The organism is Polyangium mundeleinium (assembly GCF_028369105.1).
Taxonomy (GTDB): domain Bacteria; phylum Myxococcota_A; class Polyangia; order Polyangiales; family Polyangiaceae; genus Polyangium; species Polyangium mundeleinium.
Genome location: NZ_JAQNDO010000001.1, coordinates 12897404 through 12922399 on the forward strand (window position 1 = coordinate 12897404; position 24996 = coordinate 12922399).

The following is a 24996-nucleotide window of genomic DNA, read 5'->3' on the forward strand; positions in this document are numbered from 1 at the left end:
CTATCCAATCACCCGGACGCCCGCGGCCCGGCCGAGGCGCTCGGCCAGCACGTCGGCGAGCAGCGGATCGGCCGCGTGCGCACCCCGGAGCAAGCCGTCGTCGTTGCGCGCCACGAGCGCGTAGGCCCCGTGTTCGGCGATGATCGCCAGCGCCTCGATCCGCTCGCAGCCCGGCACGCTCCGCAGGTCGAGCGCGTGCAGCGTGATCTTGTCGGCGTCGTGCCCCAGCGCCGAGCGCACGGCCGCGCCGAGGCAAAGGTCCGTGTGGTGCGCGACCACGATCGTCGCCGCGCCGCCGCGCTGCGCGTCGGCCACCACCGCCTGCGCGAGCGACTGCGCTTCGGCCGCGGCCAGCTCGATCGGCCGCACCGCCGACGTCTGCCGCGCGGGCGCCGCGTTCACCGTCTCCCAGATCAGCATTTCGAGCAGGTCCGGCACCGTGCTCGACTCCGGATCGAGCCTGTGCACCACCGACGTCTTGCTCGCCTCGGCACGCAAGCGCGCGACCCGGAGCAGCTTGCCGAGGTCTTGCCCGTCGGTCGGGAACGCCGCGGCGCCGACGAGCAGCGCGCGGCTCGTGGCCGACTTCTCCCCGCTCCCGAGCCGCGCGATGCGACGCCGGACCGAGTGCGCGCCGAGGCCACTCGTCTCGGGCAGCAGCAGGTGGAACTCGTTCTCGTCGACGCGGGCGAGCACATCCGTGTCGTGGATCGTGGCGAGCAGCCGGTCGGCGTACTCGGGCGGGGAGAGCGCCGGCTGCCCGGGGATCGGCTCGTACACCATGGTCACGATCGCGAACCGCCGGTTGTACCGGCGCGCGCGCCCGATCTCCCGACCGGCCACGTCGACGTAATAGGCGAACGAGTACGCGCTCGACGTCGGGTCCTTGATGGCCGCGCCCCCGCGGGCCGCGCGCTCGCGCTCGCCGAGCATGGCGATCGCGGTCGCGGCGACGTTCGCGAGCAGCCGGATGATCCCATCGATCGGCGGGTCGGCGCCGGCCGGTGCGGGGACACGTGGCTTGTCCTCATCGAGCAGCACATACCCCGCCGCGACGTTGCGCGAGCCGAGCGGCACGGCGAGCAGCCGGCGCGGCGTGGCGAACGTGTCGAGGATGTGTTTTTCGGTGCCGGCCTTGGGCGCGCTGTCGAGTCCGGGGCTCGCGGCGCCGAGCACGAGCTCTTGCGGCGTGTCCCCCGCGAGATACACGGCGGCGCCCTTCGCGCCCGTCACCTCGACGAGGATCTCCACGAGCTCACGCGCGGCGCTCGTCCGGTCCGCCGCTTCGGCGATCTCGGCGATGCGGGCGATCCATCCCGTCGCGCGTGCGCTCACGGCGGCGGCGCGCTCCAATCGATCTCGCTCGGCGCGCTCGACCAGCCGTTGCTTGATCCCCCAGACCGAGCTCAGGACATCGTCGCCCGAGAGCGGCATCAAGAGCAGACCCGACGCGCCGAGCGAGAGTGCGCTCGCGGCGGCGTCGAGGTTCTTCTTCGTCGCCAGCGTCACCACGGTGATGTCCGCCACGAGCGCCTTCAGGTGGTGCACCAGGCTCAGGCCTGCGCCGTCGCCGATCCCGAGCTCCACGAAGGCGATGTCCGGCATCTCGGCCGTCGCCATCATGAACGCCTCGGAGAAGTCGGCCGTCACCAGCACCTTGTCGAAGCGCAGCACGCGCGGGACGAGCTCGCGTATGGCGGCGTCTTGCGCGATGCAGAGCACGGTCAGCGCGGGCGCGCCGCCCCGATCGAGCGGCCGGCGGCGGGACGCGGGGATCGGGGGCATGGAGTTCATCATGGCGTGGTCCCGGCCCACGATGGAGGACTCGTGTGGCCCGGGCCAAGCCCGAAGCTCGTTTCCCACGTCCCACGGAACACCCGCCGCGCCGGCCCTTTCATCCGCAGCGCCCGCGCTTCGTCCACCGTGATCTCGAGCGGCCCGCCCGGCAGAAACACCTCGATCGGCGCGCCCCGCGGGGCCCGACCTTGCTCACACGCCGCCGCCGCCACGGCGCACGCGCCCGTCCCGCAGGCGAGCGTCCGCCCCACGCCGCGCTCCCAGACCGTCACGGCGATCCGCGGCCGCGCCCCTTCCCCGAGCATCCGGCAGAACTCCACGTTGATCCCTCCCGCCGGCGCTGTCGCCACCGTCGGCCCCACCCGGTCGATTTCATCCTCGGCGTATGGCTCGAACGTGATCGCGTGTGGATTGCCCACATCGACGGTCGTGAACCCGTGCTTCCGCCCTTCCGCCTCCACGTCGAGCCTCGGCCCCATCTTCGCGTGACCCATGTCCACGGTCACGTCGTAAAGACCCTCGCGCCTTCGCTCGATGGCGCACGGCTTGTCCCCTGCGTCCGTGGCGATCACCATCGACAGCCCCTCGGCGCCCGTTCGGTCGGCGAGGAACGCGGCCACGCACCGGAGCCCGTTCCCGCACATCTCCGGCCGCGACCCGTCGGCGTTCAGCACGACCATGCGCGGCGTCGCGCCGCCGATCACGAGCAGCACGCCGTCGCCGCCGATGCCTCGGTGCCTGTCGCAGAGCGCGCGTGCTTGCTCCGGCGTGATCGCATCTTCCGAGCTTGCATCAAGGACGACAAAATCGTTGCCGAGCCCTTCCCACTTCTCGAACGCGAGCGTGCCGCTCATCGCTTCGCCTTGCTGAAGAGCTCGCGCACCGTGGTCGAGCTCGTCCCGTTGATCTCCAAGAGCTTGCTGCGGCTGCTCGTGCCCACGAGAATGTTCACGTCCGCGCGGCGCACCTCGAGCACGCGTGAAAGGAGCTTGCGCAGCTCCTCGTTTGCGGCTCCTTCGGCGGGTGGCGCGGTCAACGCGACGTCGAGCGCTCCTTCGCGCACCCCGAGGATCGAACAGCGAGACGAGCGCGGGCGCACGTGCACGGAGAAGCGCACGGCGCCGGCGCGCTCGCTCATCTCGAGGCGCGACCATTCCCCGGGAATCTGGTTCGTTGCTTTCGACATCGCGCGGTGGGCGCATCCTAGCGCAAACCGAGACGTCCATACCGTTCCTGAATTCGAACTTTCGCCCGATCCTTTTGGGACCTGCCTTCCTGTACTAGCGTGGGGGCATGGCGCGACTTCGTTGGATGACAGCGGGTGAATCTCACGGCCCTTCGCTGGTGGCCATCGTCGAAGGCATCCCGGCCGGGATGCCCCTCCTCTCCCAGGACGTCGATCACGACCTCGCACGACGTCAACGCGGGTATGGCCGTGGCGGGCGCATGAAAATCGAAACGGACCAGGCCCAGCTCGTCGGCGGCGTCCGGGGTGGCGAGACCCTGGGCGGCCCCATCGCCCTCCGCATCGACAACCGCGACCACGCCAACTGGGCCGGCCGCATGGGCCCGGACCCCTTCCCCGCGCCCCCCGAACCCCTCACCCGCCCCCGCCCCGGCCACGCCGACCTCGCGGGCGGCCTCAAGTACGACCGCAAGGACCTCCGTGACATCCTCGAACGGGCCAGCGCCCGCGAGACCGCCTCCCGCGTCGCCGTCGGTGGCATCTGCCGCAAGCTCCTCGCCCTCCTCGAGATCGACATCTTCGCCCACGTCGTCTCCATCGGCTCGGTCACGGCCACCCTCCCCGACCTCCCCTTCTCCGAGCTCCGCGCCCGCGCCCGCGCCTCCGACCTCGCCTGCGTCGACCCCGACGCCGAGCCCGCCATGCGCACGGCCATCCACGAAGCCTCGCACGCCGGCGACACCCTCGGCGGCGTCTTCGAGGTCATCGCCACCGGACTCCCGCCGGGCCTTGGCAGCCACGTCCAGTGGGACCGCAAGCTCGACGGCCGCCTCGCCCAGGCCCTCATGAGCATCCACGCCATCAAGGGCGTCGAGCTTGGCCTCGGCTTCACGGCCGCCACCCTCCGTGGCTCGCAGGTCCACGACCCCATCACCTACGACCCGGCCCACCACTTCGACCGACCCACCAACCGCGCCGGCGGCCTCGAAGGAGGCATCACCAACGGCATGCCCCTGATCTGCCGCGCCGCCATGAAGCCCATCGCCACCCTCCGACGAGCCCTCCCCTCCGTCGACGTCCACACCAAGGAACCGTTCGACGCCGCGCACGAGCGCAGCGACATCTGCGCCGTCTCCGCCGCCTCCGTCGTCGGCGAGGCCATGGTCGCCATCACCCTGGCGGACGCCGTCCTGGAGAAGTTTGGAGGCGACAGCCTGGGGGAGCTTCGGCGCAACGTGGAGACCTACCGCGCGCAGCTCGCGGCGTACTGACCAGGACGTTTCACGTGAAACATCCGGCCTGACCCGACCTCGAGCTTGCCCTCGCCCATCTCTGCGCCCCGCAGACATGTACCCGAGGTCACCCTCGCCCATCTCTGCGCCCCGCAGACCAGCCTCCAAGCTTGCCCTCGCCCATCTCTGCGCCCCGCAGACCCACCTCCAAGCTTGCCCTCCACCATCTCTGCGCCCCGCAGACCCACCTCCAAGCTTGCCCTCCACCATCTCTGCGCCCCGCAGACATGTACCCGAGGTCACCCTCGCCCATCTCTGCGCCCCGCAGACCAACCTCCAAGCTTGCCCTCCACCATCTCTGCGCCTCGCAGACCAACCTCCAAGCTCGCCCTCCACCATCTCTGCGCATGTCCAACCCCACCCCAACCGCGGAGGCATGGTCCTGTGCTGGACCGGAGCGGAGGGGGTGTCGGGCGGCGGGAGGTCGGGGGGGCTGGGGGGGGGACCCGTTGTCTGAGCGAGCCACGCCCTACCTCTCGAAACCCCACACCCCAACCCTCACCCACGTGACCTAGCCGGTGGGCGACATCCATCCCCTCCCGGGTCTTGCCCAAACCTCGACACCCTCCCAATCCGTCCGGCGTGGCTCGCGAGTTCGGGTGGGGCCCCCAGCCCCCCCGACCTCCCGCCGCCCGGCGCCCCCTCCGCGCTCACTCCACCTAGACAAATCCTCTCCCCCATCGAATCGTAACCCCCATGCCTGCGCTCCCCATTCCCCAGCCTCGCCCCCAGCGTCCCCTCCTCCTCTCCGGACTCATGGGGTCTGGCAAGTCCACCATTGGCCCCCTCGTCGCGGCACAGGCGGCTGTCCCCTTCCTCGACCTCGACGCCGTCATCACGCAGACCACCGGCCGCTCCGTACCGGCCCTCTTTGCTGAACCTGGCGGCGAGCCAGCCTTCCGCGCCCTCGAGGCCGACACCCTTCGTCGACTCCTCGCGTCTCCCGAGCCTCGCGTCATCGCGCTCGGCGGCGGCACCCTCCTCGACCCGGAGCTTCGCGCGTTTGCCCTTGCCCACGCGCACATCGTCACCCTCACGGCGCGACCCGACACCCTCGCTGCGCGCACGGCGGCGCCCGGTCGACCCCTCCTCGACGAAGCCCCCGACCGCCTCCAGCGCCTCCGCGGCCTCCTCGCCTCCCGCGGGCCCGTCTACGCCGAGGCCCATGCTCACCTTCGCACCGATGATCGCTCCCCGGACGATGTCGCCGATGCTGTCCTGCGTGCCTGGCTCGACCCTACCCTCGTCGTCCCGCTCGGCGCTCGGTCCTACCCGGTCCGCCTCACCCACGACGCCCCGCGCACCCTCGCCGAGGTCGCGCGTACCCTTGCGCCTTCCGCCGTCTTCGTCGTCACGGATGAGAACGTCGCGCCGCTCGCGCTCGAACCGGTCCTCGATGCTCTCCGCACCGTGGGCCTCCGCGTCCCGGCCACCGTCGTCCTTCCGCCCGGTGAGCCCCACAAGCAGCTCCCGGCGGTCGAGCGTATCCTCGCGGCCCTCGTCGAGTCGGGTGCGGACCGGGAGTGCCTCGTCGTTGCCCTCGGCGGGGGGGTCGTCTCCGATGTCGCCGGGTTTGCCGCGTCCCTTTTGCTTCGTGGCGTCCGGTGGGTCGCGATGCCCACGACCTTGCTCTCGATGGTTGATGCCGCCGTGGGTGGGAAGACCGGCGTCGACCTCGGGGTCGCCAAGAATGCCGTTGGCACCTTCCACCAGCCCTCGGCCGTGCTCATCGACCCGGCGCGCGTGCAGAGCGAGTCCCCCCGGGCCTACGTCTCCGGCCTGGCCGAGGTCGTCAAGGCGGCGGCCATCGCCGACCTCTCCCTCTTCGAGCTCGTCGGCCGGGAGCGCACGCGTGTCCTTGCCCGTGACCTCGACCTCGTTCGGGAGATGGTCCTCGGCGCGGTCCGGGTGAAGACGGAGATCGTCTCCCGCGACGAGCGGGAGTCCGGCGATCGGGTCCTTCTCAACTTCGGCCACACCATCGGGCATGGGCTCGAGGCGGCCGGCGCTTACACCCGCCTCACCCATGGCGAGGCCGTCTCGCTCGGCATGGTCGCCATCCTGCGTGTCGGTCGCGCCCTCGGCGTCACCGACCCTGAGGCGGCGGCGCGCATCGAGCGCCTCCTCGTTGACCTCGGCTTGCCCACCGACCTTTCCCGTGAGCCCATCGACGAGGGCCTTCGCCTTGCCGCGCTCGACAAGAAGCGCACCGTGGCGGGCATTCGTGTCGTCCTCCTCGAAGGCCTTGGACGACCTCGCATCGAGCTCCTCTCGCTCGACGCGCTGGGGCGCCTCCTTCATGCGGGGATGCAGAGCGCTTCCGTCTGAACCCTGCGGATCTTTGCCGGCTTGGCGCCTTTCCCGATACACTGACGGTTGACCTCAGGCGTCGAGGGAGGCTCCTCCACCATGAAGATCCAGCGAAGGCATGTCGGCAGTTTGACCGCGCTTCTGGCGCTCGGCGCATCGCTTGGCGCTGGTTGTGCGGAGAACGAGAGCAGCCTCTTCGTCCGGGGGGTCCTGAAGTTCCCCGAGGAGACCTGCGAGGTCACGGCCGAGGCTTCGGCCCCGGTCATCTTCCGCGGCACCCTCGACGTCGCGTTCAGCAGCGAGTACAGCGCGGCGCTGCTCGTCGGCAACCAGATGGTCCGGCGCGGCAATGCCGCCACGCTTCGCACGGAGACCTCCCGCGTCATCTTCGAGAGCGCCGATGTGCACACCTTCGATTCGGCGGGAAACGAGCTGGCCGCCTTCTCCGCGGCGGCCAGCGGGTTCGCCGACCCGGCGACTGGCGCCGAGCCGGGGTACGGCATTGCGCATGTCGTGCTGGTCGACTCGGGCACCTCGGCGACGGTTGTGGGTGGCGCGAATGCAGGCCCTGTAGAGGTCCTCGCGAGGGTCATCGTGCGTGGTCATACGCTCGGTGGTGAAGAGATCGCCACCGGCGAGTTTCAGTGGCCGGTCGACGTCTGCCGCGGCTGCCTCGTCTCCTTCCCGGGCGAGGCCGACGACCCTCTCCAGCCCGGACGGGATTGCAGCATCACGGATGACGGTCCGACCGGCGTCTGCCGACCCGGCGTCGACAACGCGGTCGACTGCCGAGTCTGCGTGGGGGTGAACCCGTTCTGCACCCCCCCCTGAGCCGCCCTCACCCACCCAGGGCCAAGCGCCCCCAACGTTTCACGTGAAACATCCCGCCGGACCCGTCACCGCACGGGTCTCGTATCCCGCGACCCTCCGCGAATCGCGTTGAAGAGGAGCTGGAACGGTAAGCTCAACGCCACCAGGTCGAGCTGCGCGCCGATCACGATCGAGGTCTCCCGCGAAGGACCGAGCCCGTACCGGAACTGCGCGAGCAGCCCGAAGGCCATGACGTACGAGGCGTGGAAGTTGTAGCTGCGGCTCCCCCAGAACAGCGCTCCCGCTACCCCCGGCTCGAGCCCCTGCATCGGGGCGTATCGCCCGTACCCGCCCACCGAGACCACGAGGGGCAACGCTTGCAGCACGGGGAACAGCGTCGACACCCCGGCGCCGAACTGCACTTCGTCGAAGGCGTGCGTCATCACCTCGGCATAGGGACCCACGCCGAAGTCGGTCACCTTGCTCCGACCGAACAACACGTCCCCCCGCAGCCCCAGGTGGAAGACCGTCTGGTCCCAGATCTTTCGATCGAGCCCTCGCCCTGCGGCGCCGATCGTCAACCCGACCGTCCCTTGCGGCTCGGCCTGCGCCTCCGCCCCGACCGCCAGGCACCCGACCAGCACGGCCCCGCCCACGAGCGCCCGCCGTCCCGCCCGACCCAACCCAGACCCTCGCAAGCACGCCCGCCTGCTTTCCATCTTCTTCCCATCGCCCACCCTCCCCCACCCCGTCAAGCAACCCCCCACGTTTCACGTGAAACATCCCCCCACCCCCCTCCTCCCTATCCCCTAAGATCGACGCAGGAGGAAGTTCGGCGGGGGTGGGCCACCCGGAGGGGCACGAAAGAGAACCGAGCGAGGTACGCCCACGGTCAGTCCTCGCGAGGCGGTTCAGTGCCAGGGGCCACCCCGCTACCGGACGCACCCACCCGAGCGAGACGTTCGGGCGCCACCCTGCAAAACACCCCACCCGCCCAAATCCAATCAGAACACCCCCGAGTGCCCCTCCGGGTGGCCCACCCCCGCCGAACTCCCTCCCCGCCTCGCATCCCGGCCCCCCGCATGGTACCGTCCCCCCGCCATGGGTGGCCGTCAGGTCCAGCTCCGCATCAGCGGTCAGACATACCGGGTCGTCACCTCCGCGTCCGACGACGAGCTCCACCGCCTCACCCTCATGGTGGAGGAGAAGCTCACCCAGGTCGCTGGACCCGGCCGCATGGTCAACCCCCAGGCCCTCCTCCTCGCCGCGCTCGCCCTCGCCCACGACCTCGAAGAGGAGCGCGCTCGGCATACCGACCAGGTGGCCCGCACCCGCATTGCGTTCGGTCGCATGCTCGAACGTGTGGATGCTGCCCTCGGCGCCCTCGAACCCGGCGCCGATGCCCCCGACGAGGACGATCGATGACCGAACGCGGCGCCCTTCGCCATCTCGCGGCGGAGATCACGGCGCTCGAACAAGCAGGACTGCTCCGCAAGCCGAGCGCGCCTCCGCCCGCGGGATGCCTCGTCCTCTGCTCGAACGACTATCTCGGCTACGGCACCGACCCCTGGCCTGCACCCGCGGAGGCGCCCTCCGGCGCTGGGGCTTCACGCCTCGTCAGCGGGCATCATGCCGAGCATGCGCTCGCCGAGCAGGCGATCGCCACCTGGCTCGGCGTGGAGGCCGCGCTCCTCTTCTCGTCCGGGTATGCGGCGAACGTTGGCACCCTCTCGGCCCTCACGCGGCCGGGGGACGTCATCGTCTCGGATGCGTTGAACCACGCCTCCATCATTGATGGCTGCCGCCTCTCGGGGGCCAAGGTCGTCGTCGTTCCTCATCGGGACGTGGCTGCCGCCGAGGCTGCGCTCGAGCAGGCGCAGGGGGCGCAGCGACGGTGGCTCGTGACCGAGTCGTACTTCAGCATGGATGGCGATTCGCCCGACCTCGTCCGGCTTCGGGCTGCGTGTGACCGATGGGATGCGGCGCTCATCGTGGACGAGGCCCACGCGGTCGGGGCCCTCGGGCCCGAAGGTCGCGGCCTTGCGGCGCGGGTGGGTGTTCGGCCGGATGTCCTCGTGGGGGCGCTCGGGAAGGCGCTCGGGCTTCAGGGTGCGTTCGTGGCCGGGTCGATGGTCCTTCGCACCTGGCTCTGGAACCGCGCGCGCAGCTTCGTGTTTTCAACGGGCATCAGCCCTGCGCTCGCCGCGGCCATTCGGCATCGGGTCCTCCGCGTCGCGGCCGATGACGAAGCGCGGGCTCGGCTCGACCGGGTCACCGACCGCTTGCGCGCCGACCTCACCTCCATCGTCGGGGACGCGCTCCTCCCCTCGCATGGACCCATCCTCCCCTGCTTCGTGGGTCCTCCCGAGGAGGCTGTTCGGATCTCCCTCCGCCTCCGCGAGCGCGGAATCCTCGTTCAGGCCATTCGCCCCCCGACCGTGCCGGCGGGCACCTCGCGCCTTCGCGTCACCGCCCATGCGGGCCTCACCGACGCGGACCTCTCTCGGATCGTCGCTGCCTTCGCGGAGGGTTGGAAGCCATGAGCCGCATCGTCGTCATCGGAACCGGCACCGGGGTCGGCAAGACCCACGCGGGTGTCGCCCTCGTCTCGGCCCTCGCCTCGGCCCGCGTCTCGGTCGCCGGCCTCAAGCCCATCGAGTCCGGCGTCCCGGCCGAGCCCTCATCCGCGACGGCCACCGATGCCTCCGCGCTCGCGGCGTTCAGCACGTTTCACGTGAAACATCCCCCGCCCTACGCGCTGCCGGATCCGGTCTCGCCGCACCTTGCCGCGCGTCGCTTGGGGATGGGCATCGACCTGAGGCGCGTGACCGAGTGGGTCGACGCGCATGCGTGCGCGGAGGTGCTGGTCATCGAGACGGCGGGGGCGTTGCTGTCGCCGCTCGGGTCGGGGCTCGTCAACCTGGACCTCGCGCGCGTGCTGCGACCCGATCACCTCCTGCTCGTGGCTTCGGATCGGCTGGGCGTGCTCCACGATGTCGCGGTCACGTTGCACGCGATGCGCACGATGGCCCCGGACCTGCCGGCGCCGCTGCTCGTGCTCCAGCCGCCGGCGGTGGCGGACGCGTCCACCGGGACGAATGCGGAGGAGCTCGTGGAGTTGAAGATCGTCCCGGGGTTGGTCGTGTTCCCCCGGGCCGAGCCGACGGCCGAGGAGACGAGGGCGTCGGCGAAGCTGGTGCTCTCGACGCTCGCCCTCCAGGACCAGACTCAGAACGCGTAGAGCACGCTGCCGCCGAACCCGGGTCCTCCCGAGGTCGACCTTCGCGCCTGGTAGCCGCCGCGAAGCTGCACCGAGAACCCACGCCCGAGCGCGATGCCCACCTCGCCGAGCAGGCGCACGCCGTACGATTCTGCGTTTGGCATGTCCGTCACCTCGACGATCGGCGACACCAGCACGCGGTCACCTGCGACCAGGTCGAGCCGGCTGTAGAACCGATTCCCGAACGGCGCGCTGTCGCCGAGGCCGATCGACTCGAACCCGAGGATGAGCTTCGAGCCGTACGGGTCGCCGATCAACGTCGACGCCCCGAAGCCGACCGAGAAGCCGATCTCCGTGACGCTCGTCAGGAGCTCCGTCTCCACGTGCCAGAGGTCGAGCAGACGGAAGCGGATCCGGGCCGCGCCGAAGTTCAGGCCGACCTTGTACCGCTCCTCGTTGAACTCCGAGAGCGACACGAGCGACCACCCGCGCACGAGGCCCAGCCGGAAGCCGAACTCCGACACCGTGCGCAGGGGCCGGTACGTGTAGCTGGCCTCCACCCGGTAGTACCGCTCGTCGACCGAAGGCAGCACCTCTTCGCCCGCCTGGCAGGTCGGCTGACCCGCCGCGCAGGGGATCGGCGTCGTGCCCGTCGTGTTGCCGAAGCCCACGTACTCGCCCGACACCCCGACGACCGAGCGACGCCCGCCGAGCCGACTCAGCGCTGCGCGCTCTTGCGCGTCGGTCCGGTCCTCGATCACGCTGACCGGATGGAGGTGCTTCCGGGAGGCGAACGCCGAGACGCGTGTCCCGTTCGTTTGCTCGACCTCGATCGTGTAGCCGATGCCCGGCGCCTTCATCGCCTCGCCCGGGATGACGGCGGTGTAGCCTCGTTCGCCGCCTCGTTGGAACGGCACGGCCTTCATCTCGCCGAGCGCCGTCTGGTAGACGACGAGCACGTGCCGGAGGAGCTCCGCATGCTCGAACGACGCCTCCAGCACGAGCTTCGTGCCCGGCTCCGCGCTGGCGATCGGCGCATGATGGATGCGCGGCGCCGTGGGTTTCGGCGCCTCGCCGGCCAGAGCGTCCGCGGCTTTTTGGGCCGCGGCGTCAGGCGGCGCGAGCGACAGGGACAACGCGGCCGTGCTGAACACGGCCAGGGTCTTCGCGAAGGTTCGCGTCACCATTCGTACCCCACGGCTCCGCCGAAGCCCGGCCCTGCATGGTTGATGGTTCGGCCCTGGAACGACACCCGCGCCGCGACGACCAGCCCGGGCGTGAGCCGGTAGCCCACCTGCACGATCCCGCGCGCGCCGACCTCGCCTTCCTCGGTCGACAACGTCGGCTGCCCGTTCTCGGTCGGGGGCTGGAACGTCCTCGATCCGGCCGGCTGGTTCGTCACCTCGGTCCGGACCAGGATGGGCACCCGCTTGAAGGTGTTCAGTTCGAGCTGGGTGAAGCCGCGCAGACCCACGCCGCCGAGCAGCTCGCCGCCGAGGACCAGGTTCGTCTCGCGGTCGTTGCCGATGCGGAAGAGGATCTGCCCGCCGCCCGAGATGCCGTCGTCGAGCAGCCCGATCGCCACCCTGCCGATCACGCCGAACAGCCGGTGGAAGCCGACCTCCGTTTCGAGGTAGCCGTAGGTCAGCCCCACGGGCCGGCCCGAGAGCCCCAGCGTGTCGAGGTCGTTCAGCGATCCGCCGACGCCGCGGTAGACGCCGAACCCCGTGCGCAGCGCGCGCACGCCCGTGTCGCCGTACCGGAGCCCGAACGTGCCTTCGGTCTGCCAGACCCGATCGTTGCCCTTGAGCCCGTTGTAGTCGGCGAAGTCCGTGAGCAACATCGCCGACGCGATACGTTTTTCCGGTTTCGCGATCTTGGGCGCGTCCTGGATCTGGATCCGCTCGGGCGAACCGGGCATGCCGACGACGGCCTTCGCGTCGCCGCTCTCCATCGTCGCCTCGATGAAATACTCGATCTCCGAGGACACGAGCCGGTCGCCGGGCACGGTCGCGGCCCAGTATCCGAGGCCAGCGCTCGCCATGACGAGCGGTGTGTACGTCTGTTTTCCTCGCGTCCGCACGTGCAGGATTGCGCCCGTGGCCAGGTCGTCGAGCTCCACCGCGAGCTCGAGCGGGCTGCCTTCGACGGCCGCCTTCGGGGGCTTGAAGCTCACGAGCGAAGGCTCGGTCCGCGTGGTCTGGCCTTTCGCGGGTGCGGATTTCGCGCCGGGTTTGCCCTCGGCTTCGAGCAGCCGGCGCAGCGACGCGGCTTCTTCGTAGAGCACGCGCGCATACCGGCCGTTCGGCTTCTCCCGGACGTAATCCTCGTAGGCTTTGATGCGCGTCACGAGGTCGGCGCCCTTGAGCTTGTCGAACATCGTGGCGATCACGATGGCCTCGGGATCGGCGCTCGCCGCATCGCCTTCGCCGGCGGGCTTATCCGGCGCTTGGGCCGCGCCTCCGGCGTCGGGCTTCGTGGGGGCCGTGGGCGGGGCTTTGCGCAGGATCACGAGGTCGCCCTTTTCGGGGGTCCGCGTGAGCGTGCCGGTCGCCTTGGCGATCGACATCGAGGGCCGCACTTGCCCGAGCTCCAGGGTTCCGATCCGGAATCGATCGGAGATCACCTTGCCGGTCACGGGGTGTTTGAGCTTCAGCGGGCGCCAGATTTCGACCGTCCCCCCCTCCGTCGCTCCTTGGTTGCCGCCGAGGTCCAGGATCAGCTCCTCGCCTTCCTCTTCGAGGGCGAGCACCGTTCCCGTGATCTCGATCGGCGCCGCGTCCGAGGCGGACGTTTTCGTCTGCGCCCCGGCGCCCGTCGTGATTCCGAGAAAGCAGAGCGCGGCCAAGACCGCAACGAAGCGCGCCCCCGTGCTCCCCCGGTTCAATACATTTTCTGGATCGAACACGCTGCGATCGATCCTTATCGAATCAAATCAAAAAAGAAAACAAAATACCGGCCGACGGAAATTCGACACACTAGGGACGTTCGCGGGTTTCGCGCGAATTCGTATTCGCGTTCATCGTCACCGCGCATTCGCGGCGACGACCCATTGCGTCTTTTTTTCGACAGGTTCTCAACCGGTAACTGGTTCGACCACGCGACCCCGATCGAGCACGAGGCGCGCGCCGGCTCGCTCGCGGAAGAGCTCCGGCTCGTGCGAGACGACGACCACGGCCGCGCCACGCGCGACCTCCTCGTCCACCACCGCGAGCAGGCGCGAGACACCCGCCTTGTCGAGGCCGGTCGTCGGTTCGTCGAGCAGAACCAGCGAAGGCTCGTGCGTGAGCGCCCGCGCGAGCGCGATACGTTGCCGCTGCCCACGCGAGTACGTTCGCACCGGCCGCTCGGCGAACGGCCCGAGCTCGAACCGCGTCACCGCCCGCTTCCACGCCTCGTCCGCGTCGAGCCCCACGAGCCGCGCCGCGAGCTCGACGTTCTTCCGTCCCGATAGGTCCGGATACGCCATCGTCTCGTGCGAGACCCAGCCGATTTCGGCGCGCACGGCGAGCAGGTCGTCCCCGAGCGGCTCGTACACGACCGTGCCCGCCGTCGGCTTGATCACGGTGCCGAGGATGCCGAGCAGCGTGGACTTGCCCGAGCCGTTCGCGCCCTCGATGACGAGCAGCTTGCCGAGTTCGATCGTGAGGCTGACGCCGCGCAAGGCCACGGTGGGGCCGTAGGCCTTGATGAGGCCCTTGCCGACGATCCGCGAGAGGCGTGGGGCTCGGCTCATCCGACGCGACCTTCGAGGCTCACGACCCCTTCCCGGGCACGGGCGGCGCCGGGAACGGGCGCACGAGCGTCGGCCGGTCGTCGGACCCCGAGGGCCGGTCGTCGTTGAACGAAGGCGGGTCGACGAGCGTGCGTTCCTCGTCGTCGGCGTCGGTCACGGGACGAGCGGGCGGGACGGGGCGCGGCGGAGGCGGCGGCAAGGGAGCCGCAGCGTGGACCGGGATGGGCACCGGCGCAGGCGCCGAGGGAGGCGGCAGCGGCGCAGGCGGAGGCGGCAGCCACGCTTGACGACCGCTGCCCACGCCCATGCTGGCGAGCTGCCCCGCCGGCATGGTCGGCGGCGGGCCCCCCGAGGAGCTCGACGCTTGGGATGCTTGCTGCGCGGGAGGGGGCGCCGGTGGCGGCAGCGGCGCCGGCGGCGGCAAGGGTGGCGGCAGCGGCGCCGGGACGTGCGGCGCGCTCGCGTGGGGCGCGCTCGCGTGGGGCGCAGGAGCGCCTTGGTGCGGCGCGGTGACGGTCGAAGGCGGGACCATGCGGCTCGACGGCGGGCCTGCGTTCCCGACGCTCTGGCGCGACGAGCGCGGCGGCGCCATGGGCAGGCCGAGGTCCTTGCGCGAGAACGAGAGCACCCTCGTCTCGTCGTCCTCGTCCTCGGAGAACGACATCTTCGCGGGCGGCAGCGGCGCGCGGCGCGAGGGCGGCGGCGCCTCGGGCTCGAGCGCGCGTCGCATGCCGTCCTGGAACTCGCCGGCGTTCTGGTAGCGGTCCTCGCGCATCTTCGCGAGCGCCTTGTCGACGACACGCTCGAGCCCGCGCGTCACGCCCGGACGCACCTCGGCGACCGCGCGGTGCTTCGAGGTCAGAATCTGCACGAGCAGCGCGTTGTAGTTTCGCGCGACGAACGGGCGGCGGCCCGTGAGCGACTCGTAGAGGATCACGCCCGCGGCCCACAGGTCGACGCGGTGGTCGAGCCCGCGGTCGCCGCGCGCCTGCTCGGGCGCCATGTAGTACGGCGTGCCCATGACGATGCCGGGCATCGTGAGCTCGGTGGACGTGTCCTCGTGGATCGTCTTGGAGATGCCGAAGTCGAGGAGCTTGGCGATGGGCGGCGTGCCGGCCCTGCGGACGAGAAACACGTTCTCGGGCTTGAGGTCGCGATGGATGATGCCTTTTGCATGCGCGGCCATGAGCGCGGAGAGGACCTGGTGCATCACGTCCGCGACGTCACGCTCGAGCAGCGCGCCGTCGCGCTTGATGCGCTGGTCGAGCGTCTCGCCGACGAGCCGCTCCATCACGAGGTAGGGCGTGCCGTCTTCGAGGCGGCCGAGGTCGTGAATCTCGCAGATGTTCGGGTGCCCGATCGAGCCGGCGATGCGCGCTTCGTGCCGCAGCCGCGCGACCGAGTCGGACTGCTGCGCGTGTTTCGGGTGCAGCACCTTCACCGCGACGATGCGGCCGATGGCCAGGTGCTCGGCCTCGTACACCGCGCCCATGCCGCCCTCGCCGAGCAGCGCCTTCACGCGGTACTTGTCGCCGATGACGTGCCCCACGAAGTCGCGCCGCTCGCTCCTGCGCGCGCCTTGCGAGGGGGGACCGTCGTTGCGGCTCGGGGCGGCGCCGGGAGGTGCCGGGCGAGCGGGCGCGGCGGGCGTGGCGACGGGCACGCGGGGCGATGGGATGCCCATGGGCCGCGGGATGCTCGGCGCGGGCGGGATGAACGAACGCGGCGTGTGCATCGCCTGGCGCGGCGGCAGACTCGAACCTGGCCCGATGGCGAGCCCCGTCGCCGGACAGATCACGAGTCGTTCGTCGTGCCGGATGCCGCAGTGGCGGCAGCGGAGTTCGCTCATCGCGAGAGCCCTACGTTCGGCCATTCCGAAGCGGGGGGCCACTGCAAAATCGCTCGGCGATCGCGTTTTCGTTCCCACGACGGACGCTCACGCCGAACGCGGCGCGCGCGTCCGTGTTCGATCTGCGCGCCGTCTGTCGGGCGAGGCCACGGCGCATACACCCGAGCGGGGGCAACCTGGGGATAACTTCCGGTGATCCCAGGGTCAGGCTTGGGGACAGGACCGGGCGAGGCCGCCCACCCGTAAAGATCTCCCCGACCCGACCCCGAGATGCCCCCGAACTTTCCACAGGGGGGTGGCTCCGTAAGTTACCGAAATCATGAACCGATCCAGAGTTCTCCCCATCGTCCACAGGCCCTACGATGACGACCTGATCTAGATCTATAGATCCTCCCTAGATCGGAGGGTAACGCGTGAGCATGGTCACGTTTGCCTCGGTCCTCTTTTCGACCTTCGCCCCGCCGATAACCCTGCTAAGAGGGACCGACCCGCTGCCTTGGGCCGCGGCGGAGTTGAAGGGCCATGGACCTCGTCATCGCGAAGAAAGATCTGCTGCGCCTCGTCGACCGCTGCCAGGGCGTCGCCGACAAGAAGAGCGCCATGCCGGTGCTCGCCAACGTGCTGCTCGCCGCCGACGGCAACGCGCTGCGCGTCGCCGCGACCGACCTCTACCTCGCGGTGAGTGGTCAGACGGCGGCCGAAATCGTGAGCGCAGGCTCCGTGGCCGTTCCGGCGAAGGACCTGCTCGACCGCGTGAAGGCCATGCCCGACGGGCCCATCCAGGTGACCGCGCGCGAGGGCGCGCAGACCGTCATCAAGGCCGTCGGCTCGCCGCGCCGCTACACGCTGCACGGCATGCCCGGCAGCGAGTTCCCCGCCCTGCCGAAGGCCGCGCCCGACGCGCCCTCGCTCGAGCTGCCGGTCGAGCTCCTCTCGCGGCTCATCGAGCGCACGCACTTCAGCATCTCGACCGACGAGACGCGCGCGCACGTGAACAGCGCGCTCTTCGAGTGGGCCGGCCACCGCGTCCGCATGGTCACGACGGACGGTCACCGGCTGTCCAAGATGGAGGTCACGCTGGAGGGCACGAGCGCGACGGCGACGATGCTCATCCCGCTGAAGGCCATCCACGAGCTGCGTCGGCTCACGAGCGGCGTCGACAAGGAGACGCCCACGGTGCACATCACGCAGAGCGGGCCGAACGCGTTCTTCGGCGTCGGTGGCATGACCTTCTCGGTGAAGCTCGTCGACGCGCAGTTCCCGCCCTACCAGCAGGTCATCCCGAACGTGAGCGACCGGAGCATCCGCGCGCCGCGCGGTCCGCTCGCCGAGGCCCTGCGCGCCGTCTCGCTCGCCGCGAGCGACCGCACGGGCGGCGTGAAGCTCACGGTCACGCAGCGCGCGCTGCGCATCACGAGCGAGAGCCCCGAGAGCGGCAACGGCTTCGACGAGGTGCCGATCGACTACGAGGGCGGCGAGGTGACGATCGGCTTCAACGCGAAGTACTTCCTCGACGTGCTCGCGGGCATCAACGACGACGAGGTCGTCCTCGGCGTGTCGGGCGAGCTCGACCCGGCGGTCATCCGTCCCGCGACGGAGTCGGCGGCGGAGAGTTACGTTTCGGTCATCATGCCGATGCGGATCTGAAACACACCCTCACCCCCGACCCCTCTCCCTCCGTGAGAGGGGCCAGAGCCCATCACCCGGGGGTGCACGAAGTCCCATGAATCGCCTGGAGCTCGAACGGCTCAGCGTACGCGGCCTGCGCGTCCTCTCGCGGGTGGACATGGAGCCCGCGCCGCGGCTCAACGTCGTGTGGGGCAACAACGGGCACGGCAAGACGAGCGTGCTCGAGGCGATTTACTTCGCGGCGACTTCGAAGAGCTTTCGGACCTCGCGCGTGGGCGAGCTCGTGCGGCACGGTGAGCAGGCCGCGAGCGTGAAGGCGCGCTTCGTCGAGCGCGGCGGCGCGCTGCCGGCGCTCGCGCGTGAGCAGACGGCCGCGGTGCAGGGCAAACGCGTCGCCGTGCACATCGATGGCAATCGGCCACGCGCGCTCGTCGAGTACGCGACGCGCTCGCCCGTCGTCGTGTTTCATCCCGAGGAGCTCACGCTGTCGAGCGGGCCCGCGCAGGGCCGGCGCACGCTGCTCGACCGGCTCGCGCTCTTCACGCGACCCGAGAGCGCCGACGCGCGCGCGCGGTATGCGCATGCGCTCAAAGCACGGCACGAGCTTTTGCGGCGCGGCGCGGACATACCTTCGAGTGATACACGCGAGCTCGACGCGTTCGAGGAGCTCTGCGCCGAGCATGGGGCGGCCCTCACGCGGGCGCGCGCGGCGGCGGCCGAGGCGCTCGTGGTCGAGCTCGCGGGCGCGTTCGCGCAGATCGCCGCGCCGGACCTGCGACTCGAAGCGCGATACGCGCCGGGAGGCTCGGCCGACGTGGAGACCGCGCGCGCCGAGCTTTTGCGGGGCCGAAAGCGGGATGCATTCCGCGCGTCGGCGGGGTTTGGCCCGCATCGCGACGAGCTCGAGCTGAGGCTGGATGGGCATCCGGCGCGGATCGTCGCGTCGCAGGGGCAACATCGCGCGCTCACGCTCGCGCTGAAGGCGGCCGAGACGGCGACGATCGCCAAAGAGCGGGGCATCGAGCCCTTGCTCTTGCTCGACGACGTTTCGAGCGAACTCGACCCGGAGCGCACGGGCGCGCTCTTTTCATTCCTTGCGCTCCATCGGGGTCAGATTTTCCTGACGACCACGCGCCCCGAGCTCATCCGCGCCGAAGACATACCGGCCGAGGGACGATGTGACTTCCGGGTGTTTCGGGGCGAGCTCGACGAGGGCGCGGGCTGACCTTCGGCCGCTTCGGAGCGCCTCGGGAGCGAGCGCGAGAAACGGGCACCAATCGGGCGTGATTTCCTCACGAAAAGGGCCCCGCTACGCTTGCCCAAGAGGCACAAAAAGGCTAGATTTCCGCGACTCCAAACGGCCCCCGCGCGCGTGACCAGATGGCGTCCGCGCTCGGCCCGAGGAACCTCTCGACCCGCGCGAACGTGCGGGTCGGAACGAACCGATCGGCCAGACGCTCGGGAGCCGAAAGCACGAGACCGATGACGACCGAACCGACGAGCATCCAGCAAACCGAATCGAAGACGACCGCGGGCCAGGCTTACGACGCCAACAGCATCACGGCGCTCGAAGGCCTCGAGGCCGTGCGTAAGCGCCCGGGAATGTACATCGGTGACGTGCACGACGGCTCGGGGCTGCACCACCTCGTATGGGAGGCCGTGGACAACGCGGTCGACGAGCATCTCGCGGGGCACTGCACCGACATTCACGTGACGGTGCACTTCGACGGATCGATATCCGTGGAGGACAACGGCCGCGGCATTCCGGTCGGCATGCACGCGAGAGGCGTGAGTGCGGCCGAGGTCGTGATGACCGTGCTCCACGCGGGCGGCAAGTTCGACAACGCGAGTTACAAGGTCAGCGCGGGCCTGCACGGCGTGGGCGTTTCGGCGGTGAACGCCGTCTCCGAGTGGCTGAAGCTCGAGATCAAGCGTGAGGGCAAGGTCTGGTACCAGGAGTATGAGCGTGGCGTTCCGCGCAAGCCCCTGAAGGCCCTCGGCGAGACGGACCGGACGGGCACGAAGGTGTCGTTCAAGCCGGACGTGCAGATCTTTTCGGTGACGGAGTTCAATTACAACATCCTCGCCAATCGCCTGCGCGAGCTCGCGTTCTTGAACGCCGGCCTGGTCATCAACCTCGAAGATCAGCGCCCGAACGGCCGCAGCGAGGTATTCCACTACAAGGGCGGCATCGCCGAGTTCGTCGCGCTCCTGAACCAGGCGCAAGAGGCGATTCACGACGACGTCATCGCGTTCGTCGTCGAGGGACAGGCCGAGGCGGCGGGCAACGGCGGCTCGAAGCCCGTGCCGCCCATCACGGTCGAGGTCGCGATGCAGTGGAGCGGCTCGTATACCGAGCAAATCTATTGCTACACCAACAACGTCCACAACAAGGACGGCGGCACGCACCTCGCCGGCATGCGCTCGGCGCTGACGAAGACGATCAATCAGTACGGCAAGGCGCAAAACCTGTTCAAGGAGCTGAAGCAGGAGCTCGCGGGCGAGGACATCCGCGAGGGCCTCACCTGCGTGCTCAGCGTGAAGCACCCGGACCCTTCGTTCGACTCGCAGACGAAGTCGAAGCTCGTGTCGAGCGAGGTGAAGGGCATCGTCGAGCGCGCCGTCACCGACAAGCTCGGCCAATATTTCGAGGAGCATCCGCAGGGCGCGAAGAAGATCATCGAGAAAGCCGTGCTCGCCGCGCGGGCGCGGGAAGCTGCGCGCAAGGCGCGTGAGGTCATCCGCAAGGGCTCGCTCGACATCACCTCGCTTTCGGGCAAGCTCGCCGATTGCCAGTCGAAGGACCCGGAGAAGAGCGAGGTTTACATCGTCGAGGGCGACAGCGCCGGCGGCAGCGCCAAGATGGGGCGCGACCGCCATTTCCAGGCGATCCTCCCGCTCCGTGGCAAGATCCTGAACGTCGAGCGCGCGCGCCTCGACCGCATGTTGAGCTCGGCCGAGATCGGCACGATCATCACGGCGCTCGGCTGCGGCATCAGCGGCGTGCGAATGGCGCGCGGCGAGGGTGAGGACAAGGATGAAGACGGGATCGAGCTGACCAAGCTCAAGTACCACAAGATCATCCTGATGACCGACGCCGACGTCGACGGGTCGCACATTCGCACGCTGCTGCTCACGTTCTTCTTCCGGCAGATGCGCGAGGTCATCGAGCAAGGCCACCTCTACATTGCGCAGCCGCCGCTCTACCGCGCGCGCAAGGGCAAGAAGGACATCTACCTCAAGGACCAGGCGGCGCTCGACGAGTACCTCGGCAGCAATGCGGTCGAGGAGCTCTCCCTGTCGTCGGAGGGCCGCGCGCCGGTGCCGCCCGCGGTGCTCCCGAGCCTCGCGAAACGGCTGAAGCAATTCAAGATTGTCCTCGGCAACCTCGACAAACGGTGCGACGCGCGTATCGTGGCCTCGCTCATTCGCGCGACGGGCATCGCGCAGGAGGACCTGCGCGACGAGGCGAAGGTCGCGTCGGCGCGGGAGAAGCTCCAGGCGTACCTGGAGCGGCGTTATCCCGACATGATGCCGTTCAAGGTCGTCTCGACGTTCGACACGGAGCACGGCGCGTACCGCATCACGGTGACGCCGCGGCCGGGCACGGCGAGCCGCGTGGCCGTGATCGATTGGCAGCTCCTCGGCCTGCCCGAGTACAAGGACGCGCTCGACATCGAGCGCATGCTCGTGGAGACCGCGGGCCCGGCGCCCTGGACCGCCGTGTCGAAGGGCGGCAGCGAGGCGAAGCTCGAGACGAGCGAGGCGCTCATCGAATACCTCGAGGAGCGCGGCAAGAAGGGCATCACGCTCGGCCGCTACAAGGGCCTCGGCGAGATGAACGCGGAGGAGCTCTGGGAGACGACGATGAACCCGGACGTCCGCACCCTGCGCCAGGTGAAGATCGATGACGAGGCCGAGGCGGCGCGGCTCTTCGCGATTCTGATGGGAGAGCAAGTCGACGAGCGCCGGCGCTTCATCGAGGTGAATGCGCTGAACGTGAAGAACCTCGATATCTGACGGGGGCAAACCCCCCAACGCAAAGCCCCCCTCAGCATTGCTCGAGGGGGGCTTCGTTTTTCGAGGGGTTTTACTTCTTCAGCATGTTGTTCGGGCCGCCCTTGGCCCGATCCTTCGGGACGGGCCTCTGCCACGAGGTGCCCTCGACGTTCATCCACGACACGACCACCTCGATCGTGACATCGGCTTGCCCCGCGGCCTTGTCGAAGGGGCCGACCGTGATATCGGCGTCCTTCCCGGCCTCGAGCCCCTTCGGGAACTTGCCGCTGATCGTCTCGACGAGCTTATCGTCCTTGCCGTAAGCGAACGCCTTGTACTCGAGCATCTTGATGCCTTGCTCGCTCGTGTTCTTCAGCTTGCCGCTGAAGCCCTTGTCGGCGACGGCGCCCTTCTCGAACTTCACGGCGTCGGCGACGGCCTCGAGCGCCGCGCTGTCGAGCTTCTTCGGCTCGGGCTTGGCCGCCTCGGCCTCTTTCTTGGGCGCTGCGTTTGCGTCGGCGCTTTTGGCGCTCGCCTCGGCGGCGGGTTTGTCTTGATTGCTTTCGGTCTTGGACTGCCCGCAGCCAGCGAGCAGCAGCGCGCCGAGGACAACCGGAACAACGAGATGATTCGTCTTCATTGCGCGGGACTCTAGGCCGGCGTGACCCAAGTTGTCCAGCTCGTCCGGTCGCCTCGGGCGTCGCGTCGTCGTGCTGAAACCGGTGATCCGGTCAGTTCGGTCCACCCTCACAAACGCCGCTGCCCTGCGCGACGTTGTTGTCGGTCCGGCATTCGTGCCATGCGTGCGGCGGCGATTGATCATCGACGATCACGAAGATCTTCTTCGACCCGTCGAGCACGCCGGGCGGCGGCATGGGGAGCGGCAGGCTCACGTCCTCGGCTTCGGCCGGATAGAGGACCTTCGTGGTCATGACGGGGCTGCCCGGCAGCGCCACGCCGCCGCTCGCCGGGTCGTCCAGGTAAAACCCGATGTTCACGCCCGCCGGCACGCTCGCCTCGCCGATGTTGCGCACGCGCGCGATGAGCCCGTACGTCGGGCTTCCGCAGACCGGGAACACCGTGGCGACGAGGTCCGGCGCGGAGAACTCGCCCGAGGGCTGCACGTTTTGCCGGAAGTTGTTGAGCTTCGGCTGCTTGTAGTTCGGCAGCTCCACCTGGGGGATCGTTCCATCCTCCTCCACGTTCGTCACGTGATAGCCGTGCTGGTTCCACACCCTTCGCGTGCGCACCCAGTTGCCATTCTTATCGCCGAAGACCCGCACGCCGGCGGTCTTCGTGCCGTCCGCGCAGGTGAAGCTCGAATACGAGTTCGACACGACCACGATGTCGGCCTGCCCGTCGCTGTCCACGTCCGCGACCAGCGGATACTCGTAGAGCGTCCCGTTCGTGTTGCACGTCTCGTAGAGCACCGTGCCGTCGGTCCCCGAATAGACGTGGATCATCTTCTCGTCGGCGTAGACCACCTCGGCCTTGCCGTCGCCCTCGAAATCGAAGACCGAGCTGCCCGTCGAGGCGGACGAGCAATCCTGCGTTTGTCGGATCCAGAGCAGCGTCTCGGCGTTCGGCACGGCGGGGTCCATGAGCTTCTTGCCGTCGAAGACCGCATATCCGACGCCGCCGGCCATGGCCACGTCGGGCACGCCGTCGCCATTGAAGTCCGCCACCGTGGGCGGGCCGCCGCCTTGCGTGAAGCCCGTGCTGTTCGCGGGGCAGAGGGCAGGGTTGAGGGTGCCGTTGATGTCGACGCCCGTGCGCACGACCTTGAAGCCGCCCGGCTCGTTCGGGTCGACGCGCCAGATCCGCAGCTCGTGGTTGCTGTTGTAGATGGCGATGACCTCGGGAATGCCGTCCTTGTCGAGGTCGCCCACGGCGGGGAAGCTCGCGACGAGGTTGGAGTCGACGAGCAAGGTGCCGTCGCCCTTGTAAATGCGCCGCGCGCCGACGATGTCGAGCTTGCCGTCGGCGTCCATGTCGGAGACCACGACGTTCGAGGTGTTCGCCGGGGTGAACGTGGCGACCGTGGCGCCGGTCTTCCCGTCGAGGATTTGCGAGTCCACGACGACCTCGACGTCGCCGTCCTGATCGAGGTCCGCGAGCGAGGGCATCGAGCACGTCCCGGCCGCGCTGAGCCACAGCTCGGTGCCGGTCGCCGAATAGGCGCGCGCGCGGCCGTCGATCGTGCAGATCACGATCTCATTGCCCGGCACGCCGTCGATGTTGCCCGCGGCGATCGAGCGGCCCGGATGGTTCGGGCTCGTCGCGCCCGCGTTCGCGGTCCACTTCTCGACGACCTGGCCATTGACGATCGAAATGGCGTGGAGCGTGCCATTCTCGTTGTACTTGTTCGTCTGGAACGTGGAGAAGACGATCTCCGGGATGTCGCGCTCGTCCACGACGCCGTCGCACGTGTCGTCGTCGAGCTGGATCACCACGGGCGCCATCATCACGCTGTCCTGCGTGTTTGGCGCGGTGGGGTTCCCCCAGGTGTACTTGAGCACGGGATCGAACTGGCCGACGGGCGGCTTGTACTCGCATTTCGCGAGGCAGGTGATCGGGTCGTTCGGGCCGGGTTCCATGCCGGGCGCGCATTCCGGAGGCTGCGGCAGGCATTTGCCCGTCGCCGGCGTCACGCCGCCCTGGCACGAGCCGCCCCCGCCGCCGCCGGGCATGCCCGGCTCGCCGAGCGCATATTCGCAGTACGAGTTCTGCGGGCATTCGGTGGCGTCGATGCACGTCGCGCCCGGCGTCACGCATTGCTGGAACGAGCACACCTCCGCGCCGCCGCAACACGCCGTCCCGCAGGCCTTGTCCTGCGTGCAGCACACGTCGCCGACCGTACAGACGCCGCCGTCGCCGCAGGCCTCGCCCGGCGTGCATCCGGTCGTGCCGCTGTCGCCGAAGAGGTCGCCGCCCTGGCCGCCCTGGCCGCCGCCGCCCTGGCCACCCTGGCCGCCGCTGCCGCCCGTGGACGCCGAGGACGACGCGCCGCTGCCTGTTCCGTCACCGCCACTGCACGAGGCGAGGGCGACCGCGAGGGACGGCACGGCGAGCGCCGTGAAAGCGAGGAAAGAGAGCCGATGTTTGCGCATAAGGGCGCATCTTCGCCGAGGGCGACCGTCCATGTCGATCGCGAAGAACCCGAAAAGG

Annotated in this window: 19 protein-coding genes; 9 read left to right on the plus strand and 10 right to left on the minus strand. The window is 69.5% G+C overall.

The window, feature by feature from the left end:
• Genes POL67_RS51055 through POL67_RS51065 form a run of 3 tightly spaced genes read right to left on the minus strand, consistent with a single transcriptional unit; the run spans position 1 to position 2983 of the window.
• Positions 1-1797 (minus strand): diguanylate cyclase domain-containing protein, encoded by a 1797-nt coding sequence (locus POL67_RS51055; protein ID WP_271930020.1) that lies wholly within the window; start codon positions 1795-1797, stop codon positions 1-3.
• The gene (gene dapF, locus POL67_RS51060; protein ID WP_271930023.1) at positions 1794-2651 is read right to left on the minus strand and encodes a diaminopimelate epimerase; all 858 of its coding nucleotides are present in this window, start codon (positions 2649-2651) and stop codon (positions 1794-1796) included. Before dapF ends, POL67_RS51055 begins: the two co-directional genes overlap by 4 nt.
• A complete protein-coding gene (locus tag POL67_RS51065) occupies positions 2648-2983 on the minus strand; it encodes a DUF167 domain-containing protein (protein WP_271930025.1) in 336 nt (111 codons plus the stop codon). The genes dapF and POL67_RS51065 overlap by 4 nt, the downstream gene beginning before the upstream one ends.
• A 107-nt stretch (positions 2984-3090) precedes the next feature.
• On the opposite strand from POL67_RS51065, the gene aroC reads away from it, so the two are divergent.
• From aroC to POL67_RS51080, 3 genes are all read left to right on the plus strand, one after another.
• Positions 3091-4254 carry a chorismate synthase gene (gene aroC / locus POL67_RS51070; RefSeq protein ID WP_271930026.1) on the plus strand — a complete coding sequence of 388 codons (1164 nt, stop codon included), beginning with the start codon at positions 3091-3093 and terminating at the stop codon, positions 4252-4254.
• Positions 4255-5031: 777 nt separating this feature from the next.
• Positions 5032-6603: a 3-dehydroquinate synthase gene (gene aroB / locus POL67_RS51075; RefSeq protein WP_271930028.1), complete on the plus strand. Its 1572-nt coding sequence runs from the start codon at positions 5032-5034 to the stop codon at positions 6601-6603.
• A gap of 81 nt (positions 6604-6684) precedes the next feature.
• Positions 6685-7416 (plus strand): hypothetical protein, encoded by a 732-nt coding sequence (locus tag POL67_RS51080; RefSeq protein WP_271930030.1) that lies wholly within the window; start codon positions 6685-6687, stop codon positions 7414-7416.
• 65 nt (positions 7417-7481) lie between these two features.
• Here the strand turns inward: POL67_RS51080 and POL67_RS51085 are convergent, their stop codons facing one another.
• On the minus strand, positions 7482-8078 hold the full coding sequence (locus POL67_RS51085; protein WP_271930033.1) for a hypothetical protein: 597 nt from the start codon (positions 8076-8078) through the stop codon (positions 7482-7484).
• A 418-nt stretch (positions 8079-8496) separates the two neighbouring features.
• On the opposite strand from POL67_RS51085, the gene zapA reads away from it, so the two are divergent.
• The 3 genes from zapA to bioD are packed head-to-tail and all read left to right on the plus strand — an operon-like array spanning position 8497 to position 10636.
• Positions 8497-8820 (plus strand): cell division protein ZapA, encoded by a 324-nt coding sequence (gene zapA / locus POL67_RS51090; protein ID WP_271930036.1) that lies wholly within the window; start codon positions 8497-8499, stop codon positions 8818-8820.
• Positions 8817-9938, plus strand: coding sequence for an aminotransferase class I/II-fold pyridoxal phosphate-dependent enzyme (locus POL67_RS51095; protein WP_271930055.1), 1122 nt, complete (start codon positions 8817-8819; stop codon positions 9936-9938). Before zapA ends, POL67_RS51095 begins: the two co-directional genes overlap by 4 nt.
• On the plus strand, positions 9935-10636 hold the full coding sequence (gene bioD / locus POL67_RS51100; protein ID WP_271930057.1) for an ATP-dependent dethiobiotin synthetase BioD: 702 nt from the start codon (positions 9935-9937) through the stop codon (positions 10634-10636). The genes POL67_RS51095 and bioD overlap by 4 nt, the downstream gene beginning before the upstream one ends.
• Here the strand turns inward: bioD and POL67_RS51105 are convergent.
• The 4 genes from POL67_RS51105 to POL67_RS51120 all read right to left on the minus strand — a co-directional run bounded on the left by POL67_RS51105 (position 10624) and on the right by POL67_RS51120 (position 16200).
• Positions 10624-11802: a hypothetical protein gene (locus POL67_RS51105; RefSeq protein ID WP_271930059.1), complete on the minus strand. Its 1179-nt coding sequence runs from the start codon at positions 11800-11802 to the stop codon at positions 10624-10626. The two genes, bioD and POL67_RS51105, sit on opposite strands and share 13 nt — an antisense overlap.
• Positions 11796-13523 (minus strand): hypothetical protein, encoded by a 1728-nt coding sequence (locus tag POL67_RS51110; RefSeq protein ID WP_271930061.1) that lies wholly within the window; start codon positions 13521-13523, stop codon positions 11796-11798. The genes POL67_RS51105 and POL67_RS51110 overlap by 7 nt, the downstream gene beginning before the upstream one ends.
• Before the next feature lie 168 nt (positions 13524-13691).
• Complete coding sequence (locus POL67_RS51115; protein ID WP_271930064.1) at positions 13692-14351, minus strand: ATP-binding cassette domain-containing protein; 660 nt, start codon at positions 14349-14351, stop codon at positions 13692-13694.
• Between the two features lie 19 nt (positions 14352-14370).
• Positions 14371-16200: a serine/threonine-protein kinase gene (locus POL67_RS51120; RefSeq protein ID WP_271930067.1), complete on the minus strand. Its 1830-nt coding sequence runs from the start codon at positions 16198-16200 to the stop codon at positions 14371-14373.
• A gap of 522 nt (positions 16201-16722) precedes the next feature.
• On the opposite strand from POL67_RS51120, the gene dnaN reads away from it, so the two are divergent.
• From dnaN to gyrB, 3 genes are all read left to right on the plus strand, one after another.
• On the plus strand, positions 16723-17847 hold the full coding sequence (dnaN, locus tag POL67_RS51125) for a DNA polymerase III subunit beta (protein WP_271930070.1): 1125 nt from the start codon (positions 16723-16725) through the stop codon (positions 17845-17847).
• 76 nt (positions 17848-17923) lie between these two features.
• The gene (gene recF / locus POL67_RS51130; RefSeq protein WP_271930072.1) at positions 17924-19054 is read left to right on the plus strand and encodes a DNA replication/repair protein RecF; all 1131 of its coding nucleotides are present in this window, start codon (positions 17924-17926) and stop codon (positions 19052-19054) included.
• Between the two features lie 257 nt (positions 19055-19311).
• Positions 19312-21849: a DNA topoisomerase (ATP-hydrolyzing) subunit B gene (gene gyrB / locus POL67_RS51135; protein ID WP_271930075.1), complete on the plus strand. Its 2538-nt coding sequence runs from the start codon at positions 19312-19314 to the stop codon at positions 21847-21849.
• A gap of 70 nt (positions 21850-21919) precedes the next feature.
• On the opposite strand, the gene POL67_RS51140 is transcribed toward gyrB, so the two are convergent.
• Positions 21920-22468 (minus strand): hypothetical protein, encoded by a 549-nt coding sequence (locus tag POL67_RS51140; RefSeq protein WP_271930078.1) that lies wholly within the window; start codon positions 22466-22468, stop codon positions 21920-21922.
• Positions 22469-22559: 91 nt separating this feature from the next.
• On the minus strand, positions 22560-24938 hold the full coding sequence (locus POL67_RS51145; protein ID WP_271930080.1) for an FG-GAP repeat domain-containing protein: 2379 nt from the start codon (positions 24936-24938) through the stop codon (positions 22560-22562).
• Positions 24939-24996 lie beyond the last annotated feature (58 nt).